Genomic DNA, 13,913 nt, shown 5'->3' with positions numbered 1-13,913 from the left:
ATATTTGGGTTTTGAACACAACAAAGGTTATCTCGTTTAAAATACGAGATAACCTTTGTTTATAATTATTTTATTTGAGACTTTTAAAGGTTTCGATAACTAAATCTCTACTCAATTTATGATCTATCAATGCTTTTGGATAATCTGTGCCTACTGTTATATTATACTCACTTTTTAGTATATCTTTATTACTTGTAGGATCATGGATGAACTTACTAGGTATGTTTTTAAAAATGGATAATCGTGACTTAATAAAATCTCCTTGTAAATCGAAACGCTCACTTTGTCGAACAGGATTAAACATTCTGAAATAGGGTGCTGCGTCTGTTCCTGTTGACGCTGACCATTGCCACCCATGAACATTAGACGCATTATCATAATCAATTAAATATTTTCTGAAATAACATTCACCGAGGGTCCAATCAATAAATAAATCTTTTGTTAAAAATTGAGATACAATCATTCTTAGACGATTATGCATAAAACCAGTTTGCTTTAATTTTTGCATTGCAGCATCAACAATTGGAAATCCAGTTTCACCATTTTTCCAAGCTTCAAAATTTTGAGTATGATTTGACCATTGTATAGTACGGTATTTTTTATTAAACGATTGAGTGGCAGTTGCTGGATAGTAAGTCATCAAAATATAATAAAATTCGCGAAACATTAATTCTCTTATATATGCTTCATAATTAACTTCATCACTATCATAACCATTTAACAAATCGTTAATGATTTCCTGAATATCAACTAATCCAAAAGCTAAATAAATACTTAATCCGCTCACATAATCGTTTGAAATATCATTGGTTAAATCTTTGTAAGAAGAAATATCAAAATCCAAAAAATTTTGCCAATCTTTTAGTGCCATTTCCTCTAAGTCTTGTGTATAACGTAATGATAGTTTACTTTGATTCGAACCTTTTTCTGCGATTTGACTTAATTGCTTTAAATCATAATTTTTATTTGAACGATTCGCAATATATTTTCTATTGGTTTTGTAAAAACTTGTGAAAATTTTGTAAGGATGTAATTGCTTATTCAAAGTACTTGAAGGTTTAAAATAATGGTTCACGCGTTTGCCAATCACCTTTATATTAAAGTTATTGAAACGTGATTTAAGGTGTGGGAAATCATATTCATCATGGTGATAACTCATTATATCTTTTCCTATTAATATATGACTTAACTCTAGTTGATTAGCTAATGTCGGTAAAGTTTTATACGGGACAATGTAAGGGTGAATATTATGTTGCTGTAAGGAGTTAATAAAACCGCTTGCTACACTTTCATAATAATCTTGCTTTGCTTTTCCTGCATCCGAAAGGTCTTCTAAAGGTATAATAAGATATAGTTTTTTGATTTTATCTTGATTATGTATTACATAATCAAATAATGGATTGTTGTTAATTCTAAAAACACGATTAAGTAAGACCCCTAAATACATAATAATAATGCCTCCTTGCCTTTTAAACTATTTTAGTATTGTACTTTCAATTAAATATTGGATTTGATATTGATGCGCTAACTTCTTTAAAAATAGTCTCAGTACTTCTTCGCCTTTTTCATCATTTTTAAAAGCAGATTTAAGTTCTAAATAATGCGTTTTTTCTTCAAATGATGCTCGTTTTTTAAAATATCCCCACATATGATCAGCGGCGTTAATAACATTGGATTTTGTAATAGGTGTTTTTAAAGCTATTTTAATTTCATTCTCAACTACTGGATAGGAGGCGTCATCTTTTAATAATTCACGTATGTATAAATAACTTTTATGATTGTGCCATAGAACATTATATTTTTCTGTACGCCATAAATGTTCGGTTTTTTGTTTTTCTTTCATAAATAACTCCTTATCTCCTAATAAACAATTTAGTGTGTCTTGGTAATCTTAAATAGGGTGTTTACAATTCACTTTTAGGGTAATGATTAAATAGAGGTGAATTAAAAAATGAACAATGATAAAATACTTTCAACCATAAATAATATATTAAGCCAATCAAAAATTGGCGTCTTATCAACTGCACATCATAATGTACCTCGTAGCAGGTATATGGTGTTCTACAATGACGGATTGACACTCTTTACTAAGACGAGTATAGATTCTATTAAAGTTAAAGCATTTAAGGATAATCCTAGAACTCACGTTTTACTTGGATATGATGAAATGAACAATCGTAGTTTTCTTGAAATAGATGGACTTGTGGAAATTACTAAAGATCAAGCAACGATTGATTGGTTATGGGAACAGCAAGATAAAACATTTTTCGATTCTAAGGAAGATACTGACTTATGCGTACTAAAAATAACGCCAAAATCAATAAAAGTTATGAATGATGATAATATAGATACACCACAAACAATTACATTTGAGTAATTTAAAGACGTTCAATTTCACTTAGGAAACGGTGAGATTGAACGTTTTTACATATTTTGACTAATTAGTGATAATCAGGATTATCTTTATTTAAAAACCAATTACCAGTAGTCAGATAACTCGCAAATGTAGACCATAATACATAAGGAATCATAATTAAGCCACTAAGTTTATGTGCTTTAAAAAACTTCATACACATAACAATAACTGATAATAATAGAATATAACTTTCTATTAAAGCCAAGCCACGTAATTTAAATTTAAAATATAACAAGGACCATAAATAATTCAATCCTAATTGTGTATAATGTACGCTTGTAATGTGTGATGAATTATTTTGAGTATTTTTTGCTAAAGTATATGCAATACCCATGCATGTATATAATATAGACCAAACTATAGGAAATACATAGCCAGGTGGTGAAAAAGGTGGCTTTTTTGTTTTTCTTAAATCTGCACGTGCATTTTTTACTGCATATGCACCTATGAATTTACCACCTATGAGAGGTAAAGTTATTCTGAATATATTAGTAATTATAGACAAAATGGCACACTCCTTAGTGTTTGACATTCAATAGTATATTTTTCTTTGGTAAAAGTTTTGTGGATGTTATTAAAATAGCGAAAAACCCTAATGAAATACTAAGGTTTTGAATTAATTTTTTTTTAATTTTAATATTATGAGTATGAGCAAAGTCGGGTTTTGAGAGCGTATTCATTTTTCGTGCGAAAATATTCATTACGCTTTTGTGAATTTTAGCTTGCGTTAAAGTATAAACAAACCATGGTAATGTAGGTTGGTATTCTTGCAACGCAATTAAAGCTTTGTCGCTATCTAAGATGCGTCGAAATTCCAGCGTTGCTTTACCACCATTCGTTGAATAAGCAAAGTCACCACCAATAATTCTATATAAGACTCTATTAGTATTAGATGCTTCATGATCTTTTTTTAATAGTAATAATAATTTATTCAGTAGGGGTATTTTTATTTTAAAGTAATTATGATTAATTTCGCTTTTAACAAAGTTAAAAGTAAAGCGTCTTAAAAAATCTGAATACTCGTTTGCTACATCATTTATTGTATAGTCGTGAGGCACTTTTATACGTGTAATTGCTCTAACATCTTTGATTTGAAACTGTTTTTTTGTATTAGCACTTTTATTTGAGCTTTGTTTTTCTTCTTCTTTTAGTGCCCGTTCAACACTTTCTTCATAATTTATTTTACCGATTGAAATGTCATTTACGGTGTGTTTTTGTGATCTAGTCATGTCGTGAATTAGGCTATCCATTAAAGGATACACCATTTCTTTTGAAGTTCCAGAAATCACTTTTACCCAATATTTACTTAACCATATTGGAATGATTGGGATATCAATCATAGGTAAATTTTTTTCAAGTACGCGGGAGGTGCGTCTGAATAACGATTTATACGTCATATGTTCAGGGCCACCGATATCAATGGACTCGTTTTGTTTAGGCTGTCTGTCAACTAAAGTTGTGAGGCCATTGATAACATCATTAATTGAAACAGGTAATGTCATGTTATAGGCCCAAGCAGGTAAAACAAGTAATGGTAATCGCTCAACGAGTTTTTTGAGTATGGGATAGGAACTGCCTTTGGCACCGATAATTAGACCAGCTCTTAGTGTACTAACAGGTATTCCATAAGAACCTAGTATTTTTTCACATTCTAATCTACTTCTCAGATGGGGAGATAAAGTGTCAGTATTTGGAATTAGTCCACTTAAAAAAATAATGTGTTTAATACTATTTTTCTGTGCAGCTCTAGCAAAATTATCTGCAAGTAAAGCATCCATATCTTCAAAATTAGCTTGCGTAAGCTTGGCTGACGGCATCATCGAATGAACCAAATAAATCGCTATATCAACATCTTTCATTACCTCACTTATTTCATCTAAATCAAATAGATCTGCAGCTTTCCATGTCACATTTTTATCATTTTTTTTATTTTTTATATTTCTTGAAATAGCAACTATTTCATGATTTTTTTGGAGGTTTTCTTTAAGGTGCCCGCCGATATAACCCGAAGCACCTGTTAATAAGATTTTTGGCATACTTCACACTCCTCTACCTCATATTTTTATTAAGACAATCCTTATTCAGAACAATGAAGAAAAGTAAAATATCATAAGTAATTGATTAAAAGTTAAGTGGATAATTTCTTGAAATTATCCACTTATTTATAAAAATATTCCCTTTATTAGGGGGAGGAAACATGTAACGTAATACATTAAATTTAAATAAAAGGGTTAAAATATATTCTATAAGAAAATGTTAGATAGAGATGAATTTATAGGAGGATAAAGCATATAAAATAATCTCTTACAAAAAATTGTAAGAGATTATTGCAATGACTAATATAATAGACAAAACGTATATTTAGACTGTGAAATATTATATATGAATAATGCCAAGTATTACCAAATAATTTGATCAATAACATCATCATTTAATGACTTAACAATTTCAGTGACTAAAGCGACAGAATTTTTATAATCATCTGTGTGTAATACAGAAACATTTGAATGCATATAACGTAATGCTACGCCGATAGATACAGTTGGCGTACCCTCATTGGCTACATGTATACTTCCCGCATCTGTACCACCACCAGCAGTTGTATCTAATTGAATTGAAATATTATGTTTTTGGGCAACGGCTTTAATATGTTTGGTAAACCCAACATGACCGATATTTGACGCATCCATTATAATTACAACAGGTCCATTACCAAGTGCAGTATCACTTACTTGACCAGACATACCTGGTGTGTCATAAGCCACTGCAACATCAACTGCGATTGCTAAGTCTGGTTTAACTTTATTTGCTGCAACTTTCGCACCACGAAGACCGACTTCTTCTTGTACATTCGCTCCAGAGACAAGGTTCACATCAATTGCTTCATTTTTGAGATTTTGTAATACATCTACAGCTAATGCACAACCATAGCGATTATCAAATGCTTTAGCGGTTAAATATTTTTGGTTTGCTAAAGTTTCAAATTCGCTATAAGGCGTGACCATATTACCGACCTCAATACCGTATTGTTCGGCTTCTTTTTTACTTTTAACGCCGATATCAATAAACATTTCTTTCATATCGACATTTTTTTTACGATCTTCAGGAGATAATACATGAGGTGGTTTTGAACCGATAATGCCTCTGATTTTTCTGCCGTCATCAGTAGTAATAGTTACTTTTTGAGATAACATGACTTGATTCCACCAACCACCAATAGGCGTGAATTTTAAGTAGCCTTCATTATCTATTTTAGTAACAATGAATCCTATTTCATCTAAATGGCCAGCAACCATTAAAGTTTTAGTCCCATTAGTTGCGGACTTTTTACCGAAGATGCCACCTAAATTGTCCTCTACAATTTCATCGCTCACTGGTTCTAAATAATCATGCATTAGAGCTTTAACGTCCATTTCATGTCCGGCAATACCATCAACATCTGTTAAAGATTTTAATAATTTTACTGACTTGTTCATATAATTCCTCCCATTAAAATTTGATAACTTTATTTTACCATGAAGTTATTGAATATATAGTAATTTGAATATCACAGCTGTTGATAAATACTAGGATATAGAAATACAAACTTTAGTTTAAGTCCGAGTTAAAAAGTAAGACTAAAAAGGTGCAATAAATAAATAGCCATGTTTCAATATAAATATAAGGAGAGTGGAGGGATTTTTATATGACAGAAATAACACATCTTACTTTTGGTTCGGACGATGCAGCTATTACAGTAGAATCATTTATAAACTTTGCATGTCCTTATTGTAAAAATTATTTTAAAGCTGCAGATAAAACACTGCAACCGCTTATAGAGCAAGGAAAAGTGAAACACGTCATCAAACACTTTGATAAAACAAAGCAAGGTTTATTAAAAGGTACAATTGCTAATATTTATTTGGATTATCACCAACCAGATGAAACATTAAAAATCATTCATAAACTATATGATACGCAACGAGAATGGAAAGTCAGCTTTGCTGCTATTGAAGGGAAAATGGAGCAAGAATTTAAATTAACGCCTCGAAATTCGGCAGATGCGCGGTCATTGGCAATTCATACAGAAACCTTTGAAAGGGGAATCAACGGAATTCCAACAGTGTTTATTAATGGTGAAAAGTTTGAGTTTAATCCCTTAGAAGATACACAAAATGTCATCGAATCAAAATTAGTACAACAAATAAATGAAGCATAATTTTTTATAAAAATAAGCTCTATGACTACGAACAGTATGTTGGGTACTGATGCATATCATAGAGCTTTTTATATTATTTAGTAGATTCAATTAATTTTAATTTATAGTCTTGGACGGATTGAATGCCGCCATCTTTCTTTTTAATAATAATATGTTCTTTAGATATCATTGTAGGAGATTCTACGCCCACTGCAGCTGCTATATTAAATAATCCCTCGTGCAAGCTTGTAACAAAATTAGTTACGCGATATTTTTTCTCATCTATACTCAAACCTTTTTCTCTCTTAGGATCAGTCGTTGCCACTCCAACAGGACAAGTATTCATATGACATTGTTGGCTCATAATACATCCAACACTAATCATCATCCCACGAGCTACATTTATTACATCAGCACCAAGGCCTAGTGCAATCGCAGTTTTATCAGGGGTTATGAGTTTACCGGAGGCGAAAATTTTAATACGATCTCGGATTCCATATTTTTCAAGTATTGCTGTTAAGATAGGTAAAGCAGTAAATAATGGTAAACCGACACCATCTTCTAATTCCTGGAAGGTAGCGCCTGTGCCGCCTTCTCCACCATCAACAGTAATAAAGTTTGGATATTGTTGAGTCTGAATCATAGCATCAACTAGCGCTTCAACTTCAGATATTTTGCTGATGACAATTTTAAAGCCAACAGGTTTTTGACCATGATATTGTAGATTATTTACCCAATTGAGCAATGCTTCTGGTGTATCTATATTATCAAAACGATTAGGAGAATTAATTGTTTTCCAAGGTTCAACATTTCTAATTTCTGCTATTTCCTCTGTAACTTTGTTGCCTTGCATGTGTCCACCACGCGTTTTTGCACCTTGCGCCAACTTAATTTCAAATGCTTTTACTGCTTTATTATTAGCAAGCTGTAGAAATGCTTTTAAATCAAACTCACCTGCTTTATTTCTTACTCCAAAGTAACCGGGGCCTATTTGAAAGATGATATCAGCATGCCCTGAAAGGTGATATTTTGACAATCCGCCTTCACCTGTATTCATCCAAGTACCAGCGCGTCCCAGTCCTTTTGAAAGTGCAGTAATAGCGTGACTACCTAAGGCGCCGTAGCTCATACCAGATTGACCGACTAACCGCTTCAATTTGAAAGGATACTTAAGGTCATTACCGAGTATTATGGCATCTTCATCAGATAAATAATAGGGATCTATTTCAGTTTTATTACGATGTTCTTCACGATCCAATAAACGTTCATTATCAATGTGGTATACAAACGTTGAAATCATAGGTGATTGATCGATGTGTAATTCAGTCGTTTGAAGTGGAAACATTGTATTTTGAATATAAAAGCCATCTTCGTATTTTTGTTGTGTACCAAAACTTGTCATGCGCGTATTGTATTTTCCTGCAATCACAATATTAATAAAGTCATTACGTGAAAAGGGCTTACCTTCAGTATCTGCCAAAAATAAATACTGTCGGAGTTCTGGGCCTATTTTTTCAACGAAGTAACGTACACGCGCAAGTAAAGGATAATTTCGTAACACGCTATGTTGTTTTTGACGTTTATCTTTAAATAGTAATAGTACGCCAATGATGAGCATACTTAATAAAAATAAAACAATAGTGATGTTCACGATGAATTGCAATACAGTTAATATAGCCATTTCATACCCCTCCTATTTATGTATATACTACAACAAAAAACAAATATTACAACAATTCTATCAACGAAAAAATATATCTTTTAATATTATATTTTTTATAAAAATATATAAACTTTCATTTTATGAGATGTACATATTTAGAATAAATCGTGATATATTGTATATATTATTGAGAAAGGTGTTTTATTTACATGACAGAACAATTAAAACAACAAAGAGATGTTACAGATGAAATGAATATTTGGCGACAAAATAAAGTTGTAAAAAAAGATTTTTGGCTAATTCCTATTTATATAATTACTTATACTATTATTCCTACAATGTTATTTCTTTTTCTCTATATTATAATGTTAACCTTAAATATGAAAAATGAAGCTTTAATTTCAACTAATACGATTACAATTTTAGGTGGATTACTTGCTGAAATCATTATTTTATTAAGTTTTTATGCCTTTCATCATAAAGAGGGTATTGCTTATATTGGTATAAAGCGGTTTAAAAATGTAACTAGATATATATTACTTATAATAGCGACCTATATGTTCATTATTATTTTATCACCTATATATGAATGGTTAATCACCTTTTTACCTAAAGCATTGCAATATGGGGTAACAGAGAATCAAAAAGAAATAAACGGTATGTTTAAAGAGAAGTGGCTATTACCGTTAGTGTTTTTAGATATTGTAATCCTTACACCTATGATTGAGGAATTATTATTTAGACATTTAATTATTCATGAATTAGGCAAAAAAATTACATATAGTTTGGCAGCAATGCTTTCTGTGATTCTCTTTGCAAGCATTCACGTATTGGGAGCAACTTCTCCATTTGAAATTGGTGGATATATCATTATCGCTACAGGTCTTGTTTTTGTTTATCTTAAGAGTGGTATGAATTTGGCGGTATCTATTTCGCTACATGCATTAATTAATTTTATTTCATTTATAGCTACAATCGTTTTTAAATAAAAGTATAACGCAGAGCGTTGTTTATAAAGACTTATATATCCTAGCAATCAGAATGATAGTCATTTGTCATGTTAATAAAGCATATATAGTAATGCTTTATTAATACCGCTATCTGTTTGGGATATCATTTAAATGGCGTATCAATGATAGGAGGTTATAAGATGTTAAAATTAGAAAATATCTCATATAAGGTAGATAATCGAGTCATTATTAATGATCTTAACCTAAAGATAGAAAAAGGTGACACAATTGCTATTATAGGGCCTTCTGGAAGTGGTAAGAGCACCTTGTTACGCCTTATTAGTAATCTAATTAGCCCTACGCAAGGTGAATTATATTTAAACGGCAAAGCATACAATCAAATTAACCCGGAAAGATTACGCATGGATATCAGTTATTTACTACAAGAAAGTGATTTATTTGATAGAACCATAGGTGAAAATTTAGCATTTCCATCTATTGCGAGGGGTGATAAATTTGATCGAAAAAAAGCCAAATCATTATTGAAAGCAGTAGGATTAGGACATTATCATTTTAATACTCGAGTAGAGCGATTATCTGGTGGAGAACGTCAACGTATTACAATCGCTAGACAATTGATGTATACACCTAAAATGCTGTTGTTAGACGAAGCAACAAGTGCTTTAGATACTGAAAATAGCGAAAATATTGAAAGAATTATATTTAAATTAGCTGAAGAAGGCATTTCTGTTTTGTGGATTACACATAGTAATAATCAAAGTATGAGACATTTTAAAAAGCGTATTCGACTCGTTGATGGCAAAATTGAGAAGGAGGAGCATTTACGATGAGTACAACCGCGTTAGCACTTACAGGATTATTGTTGCTCTTTCCAATTATTGTATCGTATAAAGAGAAATTACATATTATTAAAGACTTACTTGTTGCCACGATACGTGCTGTTGTCCAGCTTGTGATTTTGGGATACTTATTGCATTTTATTTTTAATGTGAATCAAAAATGGATCTTACTCTTATTTGTGCTAGTCATCATTATAAATGCTTCTTGGAATACGATAGGTAGGGCATCACCTGTAATGCATCATGTTTTCTGGATATCATTCATTGCGATTTTTATTGGTGTGGCATTGCCTTTAACAGGTGTTATATTAACTGGAGCAATTCAATTTAAACCTAATGAACTAATACCTGTAGCTGGAATGTTGGGGAGTAATGGGATGATTGCAATCAATTTGGCATATCAGAATTTAGATAGAGAATTTGTAAAAGAAATGAGTCAGATTGAGGCGAAGTTGGCATTAGGAGCAAACCCCAAAATTTCTTCTAAAGCAACGATTCGTGATAGTGTAAAGACTGCAATTGTACCAACTATTGACTCAGTAAAGACTTATGGCATTGTATCTATACCAGGAATGATGACAGGTTTAATCATTGGGGGCGTTGCGCCATTAGATGCAGTTAAATTTCAATTAATGGTTGTATTTATTCATACCACAGCGACGATTATGTCAGCGCTTATTGCAACTTATTTAAGTTATAAACAATTTTTCAATGAACGTCATCAACTTATAGGGCGAGAGTTATTGAAAGAAAAAAAGTTATGAAAATTAAATCTGGATATTGTTATAAATCATATTTATCCCTCTTTAATATAGTCGTATTAAAGGGGGTTTCTATGTGCAAGATATTTTAAGTTATATAGTTCATATTTTTCTCAATAAAAGGTAATTAAATTATTAATCTTATATAAGGATAAAGCGTCAATGTGTTGACGTATGGTTTATAATATAAGAGTTATGAAAAATTTTAAAAATAACTCGAGAAAGGAGTGTATAGTATGTCAGCTATGCGTATCATAACCTTTATTTTAAGTATATTTATCGTAGGTATGGTAGAAATGATGGTAGCCGGTATTATGAATTTAATGAGTAATGATCTTCATGTATCTGAAGCTATAGTGGGTCAGTTGGTGACATTATATGCCATCACTTTTGCAATTGCAGGTCCTATATTAGTTAAACTGACAAATCGTTTTTCACCAAGACCTGTTTTATTATCGGCGCTTGCGATTTTTATTGTAGGCAACGTAATTATCGCAATAGCGCCGAATTTTACAATTTTAGTGTTGGGCCGTATATTATCATCTGCAGCGGCAGCTTTAATCGTTGTAAAAATTCTTGCTTTAACAGCATTGTTAACTGCGCCTCAACATCGTGGGAAAATGATAGGTATCGTTTATTCTGGTTTTAGTGGTGCCAATGTATTTGGTGTGCCGATTGGGACAATTATTGGCGATCTTGTAGGATGGCGTTATACCTTTTTATTTATTGTTGCTGTCAGTCTTATTGTAGGCGTGTTAATGTTTATATATGTGCCTAAACCAATGTTTCAAGAGACTACTGAAACGAGTAATAATAGAGAAAACTCAAGTACAAAATCTAAAATTTTACGACCTACAGAAATTGTGAAATTCCTAGGTATCACATTCTTATTACTTGTAGCTAATTCAGTAACATTTATTTATATTAATCCGTTAATATTATCTGGAGGTCATGATTTATCATTTGTATCAATAGCGTTACTCATTAATGGTATCGCAGGTGTAATAGGGACTTCTATGGGTGGTTTCTTATCAGATAAATTAACAAGTAAACGTTGGTTAACGATTGCCACAACCATTTTTATTATCATGCTATTGATATTGAATATATTCTTGCCAGGAACAGGTTTACTATTATTGGTGATATTTATGTGGAACATTATGCAATGGAGTACTAATCCAGCTATCCAAAGTGGTATGATCGAACATGTCGAAGGTGATACAAGCCAAGTAATGAGCTGGAATATGTCCAGTCTTAATGCCGGTATAGGTATTGGCGGTATAGTTGGAGGATTAGTCGTGTCGAACCTCAACGTACTTGCGACTACTTATTTCTCTGCTGCAATTGCTATTGTGGCTCTTATCTTAGTATTGAGTTTGAAAAATATTTCAAAATATAATCATGCATAAAAGAGTATAGACAAAAGTTGAACATTTGGAAGGTTTCTAAAAATACCAAACAACTGATATGCCCGTTTAATTTAAAACAAAGTTAAACTTTTATGCCAGAGCAAAAACAAACCAAGCGCTAAAAGTAGAGTTTGGTTTGTTTTTTTATTAAATTCTTAATTTGGCTAATTTCATTATAATTTCAAAGTTTTTTTAATGCACTTTGCTATTTTAATTTTTTAATCAGTATATAGCAGATAATGAATCAAGATTTAATTGTTTCTTTAGATTGTTTAGCTGTATTAAAAGTTATTGAATTAATTTTTAAATTAAGTTTACGATTAGAAAAGTGCGCGATCAATGCTGAAAGTGCAATATAGGTGACAGTTCCAATAATATAGATTAATTTCAAATCAGAAATGAGCAAATAGGATTGATATATTAATACAATAACTGCTATAACAGCAATGATTAATAATATAGGATACGGTATGTTAAATGGAGATTGCTGATAGGCTTTAGGATATTTTTTAGGCAATTGTGTGACAGCAATCGCTGGAAATGCAAAGACTATAAGTGATATGCCTGTACCGAGTTGAGCAACGACGTTTAAAGACATGCCGAAAATAATAGGTAAAGCGCCTATAATATAAAAGATGAATAATAACCAATGAGGTGTTCCAAAGCGTTTATTTACATTACCTAAGGCTTTGGGTAAGTAACCATCCTGTATGGCTATAAGTAAACTTTTGGTTACCCATGTAAATGTAGAGTTTAACGTGGTTGCCAATGCAAACATTGCACCACCTACCATAAAGAAAATAAAAATGGGTGTAGGTAATACTTCTTTGGCAACACTTGTTAATGGTCTCCCAGAGACTTCCGGTATAGGTAGTACGCCGACAGCTATTGACGCAATAAATGCGTACAGTAAACCTACAAAAATCGTCGCAACTATTATAACAATAGGTATATCACGTTTAGGGTTTTTCATTTCACCACCAAGTTCAGCTACAACTTGAGCGCCACCTGTAGCAAAAGATACTAAGCCTACCGCAGTAAAGAATCCTGTGAAACCGTCAGGTAACATTGAAGCCGGTGTGAATACATTAAAGTTAACATGAGGCATACCAAAAATGATGAAGCATGAAAGTGCAATGATTAAGGTAATAACCATTAAATTACCAACGATAGAGGCTGATTTTACACCTACAAGATTCACTATAAATAGAAGTGTCAATAACACAAATGCAGCTGTTCTAATTGGTATACTAGGGAACAAACCTTCAAGGTATTGAGCAAATGAAAGTGCATAGAGAGATAATGTAATTTGTATGAAAATGAAAAGGAGCAACCAAAATATTCCGATTTTTGGAGATAATAAACGACTTGTATATTGATACATTCCACCTGTTGTAGGTAACGTTGAACCTAAAATTGCGATAGGAAAAATTGTTAGTAACGTTATAATTGAGGATAAAATAAATGCTGGTGTGATGCCGCTACCAGTCATTTGAATCCCGATGCCAGTGAGTGACATGACCCCTGCCCCTATAATTTGTCCGATTGCAATCCCCATAACATCAGTTAAACCTAATACTTTTTTTAAATTTGTTGTTTGTTGCACTCAATCACCCCTGAAAATGTATGTAATAAAATAATTAAAAGTATCATAGCATAATATTTTATTAATTCATA

The 13,913-nt window shown here is 31.9% G+C and carries 13 protein-coding genes; 6 read left to right on the top strand and 7 right to left on the bottom strand.

The annotated features are described in order from the left end of the window. Positions 1-70: 70 nt before the first annotated feature. Both BK821_RS01295 and BK821_RS01290 read right to left on the bottom strand, forming a co-directional pair. Positions 71-1,447: a cryptochrome/photolyase family protein gene (locus BK821_RS01295; RefSeq protein WP_046835860.1), complete on the bottom strand. Its 1,377-nt coding sequence runs from the start codon at positions 1,445-1,447 to the stop codon at positions 71-73. Between the two features lie 27 nt (positions 1,448-1,474). Continuing rightward, complete coding sequence (locus tag BK821_RS01290) at positions 1,475-1,843, bottom strand: DUF1722 domain-containing protein (RefSeq protein WP_071331009.1); 369 nt, start codon at positions 1,841-1,843, stop codon at positions 1,475-1,477. 108 nt (positions 1,844-1,951) lie between these two features. Here BK821_RS01290 and BK821_RS01285 point away from each other — a divergent pair, with 108 nt between their 5' ends. After that, a complete protein-coding gene (locus BK821_RS01285; protein ID WP_046835858.1) occupies positions 1,952-2,377 on the top strand; it encodes a pyridoxamine 5'-phosphate oxidase family protein in 426 nt (141 codons plus the stop codon). Positions 2,378-2,441: 64 nt separating this feature from the next. Here the strand turns inward: BK821_RS01285 and BK821_RS01280 are convergent, their stop codons facing one another. From BK821_RS01280 to BK821_RS01270, 3 genes are all read right to left on the bottom strand, one after another. Further along, positions 2,442-2,948: a TspO/MBR family protein gene (locus tag BK821_RS01280; RefSeq protein WP_046835857.1), complete on the bottom strand. Its 507-nt coding sequence runs from the start codon at positions 2,946-2,948 to the stop codon at positions 2,442-2,444. Beyond that, on the bottom strand, positions 2,935-4,452 hold the full coding sequence (locus BK821_RS01275) for an NAD(P)H-binding protein (protein WP_071331008.1): 1,518 nt from the start codon (positions 4,450-4,452) through the stop codon (positions 2,935-2,937). The genes BK821_RS01280 and BK821_RS01275 overlap by 14 nt, the downstream gene beginning before the upstream one ends. A 363-nt stretch (positions 4,453-4,815) precedes the next feature. Next, positions 4,816-5,892 (bottom strand): M42 family metallopeptidase, encoded by a 1,077-nt coding sequence (locus tag BK821_RS01270; protein WP_046835856.1) that lies wholly within the window; start codon positions 5,890-5,892, stop codon positions 4,816-4,818. A 209-nt stretch (positions 5,893-6,101) separates the two neighbouring features. On the opposite strand from BK821_RS01270, the gene BK821_RS01265 reads away from it, so the two are divergent. After that, positions 6,102-6,614 (top strand): thioredoxin domain-containing protein, encoded by a 513-nt coding sequence (locus BK821_RS01265; protein ID WP_046835855.1) that lies wholly within the window; start codon positions 6,102-6,104, stop codon positions 6,612-6,614. 73 nt (positions 6,615-6,687) lie between these two features. Here BK821_RS01265 and BK821_RS01260 read toward each other — a convergent pair whose 3' ends face one another. After that, entirely contained in the window at positions 6,688-8,274 is a 1,587-nt protein-coding gene (locus tag BK821_RS01260; protein WP_071331007.1) for an FMN-binding glutamate synthase family protein, read from the bottom strand. Between the two features lie 191 nt (positions 8,275-8,465). Here BK821_RS01260 and BK821_RS01255 point away from each other — a divergent pair, with 191 nt between their 5' ends. From BK821_RS01255 to BK821_RS01240, 4 genes are all read left to right on the top strand, one after another. After that, on the top strand, positions 8,466-9,245 hold the full coding sequence (locus BK821_RS01255) for a CPBP family intramembrane glutamic endopeptidase (RefSeq protein WP_046835853.1): 780 nt from the start codon (positions 8,466-8,468) through the stop codon (positions 9,243-9,245). A gap of 161 nt (positions 9,246-9,406) precedes the next feature. Further along, positions 9,407-10,057, top strand: a complete 651-nt coding sequence (locus tag BK821_RS01250) for an ABC transporter ATP-binding protein (protein ID WP_046835852.1) — start codon at positions 9,407-9,409, stop codon at positions 10,055-10,057. Beyond that, the gene (locus BK821_RS01245; RefSeq protein WP_071331006.1) at positions 10,054-10,830 is read left to right on the top strand and encodes an ABC transporter permease; all 777 of its coding nucleotides are present in this window, start codon (positions 10,054-10,056) and stop codon (positions 10,828-10,830) included. Before BK821_RS01250 ends, BK821_RS01245 begins: the two co-directional genes overlap by 4 nt. Before the next feature lie 233 nt (positions 10,831-11,063). Next, the gene (locus tag BK821_RS01240; protein WP_046835850.1) at positions 11,064-12,236 is read left to right on the top strand and encodes an MFS transporter; all 1,173 of its coding nucleotides are present in this window, start codon (positions 11,064-11,066) and stop codon (positions 12,234-12,236) included. A gap of 244 nt (positions 12,237-12,480) precedes the next feature. Here BK821_RS01240 and BK821_RS01235 read toward each other — a convergent pair whose 3' ends face one another. Then, positions 12,481-13,842: an APC family permease gene (locus BK821_RS01235; RefSeq protein WP_071331005.1), complete on the bottom strand. Its 1,362-nt coding sequence runs from the start codon at positions 13,840-13,842 to the stop codon at positions 12,481-12,483. Positions 13,843-13,913 lie beyond the last annotated feature (71 nt).

The sequence above is a fragment of the Staphylococcus sp. LCT-H4 genome (assembly GCF_001866145.1).
GTDB lineage: Bacteria > Bacillota > Bacilli > Staphylococcales > Staphylococcaceae > Staphylococcus > Staphylococcus succinus.
Note: the sequence above shows the minus strand (reverse complement) of the source record. Positions and strands in the feature narration are given on the sequence as shown.

Excerpts from the sequence above, each read along its gene's own strand:
- BK821_RS01260 (WP_071331007.1), bottom strand. The coding sequence starts at position 8,274 with ATGGCTATATTAACTGTATTGCAATTCATCGTGAACATCACTATTGTT.
- BK821_RS01255 (WP_046835853.1), top strand. The coding sequence starts at position 8,466 with ATGACAGAACAATTAAAACAACAAAGAGATGTTACAGATGAAATGAAT.
- BK821_RS01270 (WP_046835856.1), bottom strand. The coding sequence starts at position 5,892 with ATGAACAAGTCAGTAAAATTATTAAAATCTTTAACAGATGTTGATGGT.
- BK821_RS01245 (WP_071331006.1), top strand. The coding sequence starts at position 10,054 with ATGAGTACAACCGCGTTAGCACTTACAGGATTATTGTTGCTCTTTCCA.
- BK821_RS01295 (WP_046835860.1), bottom strand. The coding sequence starts at position 1,447 with ATGTATTTAGGGGTCTTACTTAATCGTGTTTTTAGAATTAACAACAAT.
- BK821_RS01250 (WP_046835852.1), top strand. The coding sequence starts at position 9,407 with ATGTTAAAATTAGAAAATATCTCATATAAGGTAGATAATCGAGTCATT.
- BK821_RS01265 (WP_046835855.1), top strand. The coding sequence starts at position 6,102 with ATGACAGAAATAACACATCTTACTTTTGGTTCGGACGATGCAGCTATT.
- BK821_RS01240 (WP_046835850.1), top strand. The coding sequence starts at position 11,064 with ATGTCAGCTATGCGTATCATAACCTTTATTTTAAGTATATTTATCGTA.
- BK821_RS01290 (WP_071331009.1), bottom strand. The coding sequence starts at position 1,843 with ATGAAAGAAAAACAAAAAACCGAACATTTATGGCGTACAGAAAAATAT.
- BK821_RS01275 (WP_071331008.1), bottom strand. The coding sequence starts at position 4,452 with ATGCCAAAAATCTTATTAACAGGTGCTTCGGGTTATATCGGCGGGCAC.
- BK821_RS01280 (WP_046835857.1), bottom strand. The coding sequence starts at position 2,948 with ATGTCAAACACTAAGGAGTGTGCCATTTTGTCTATAATTACTAATATA.
- BK821_RS01285 (WP_046835858.1), top strand. The coding sequence starts at position 1,952 with ATGAACAATGATAAAATACTTTCAACCATAAATAATATATTAAGCCAA.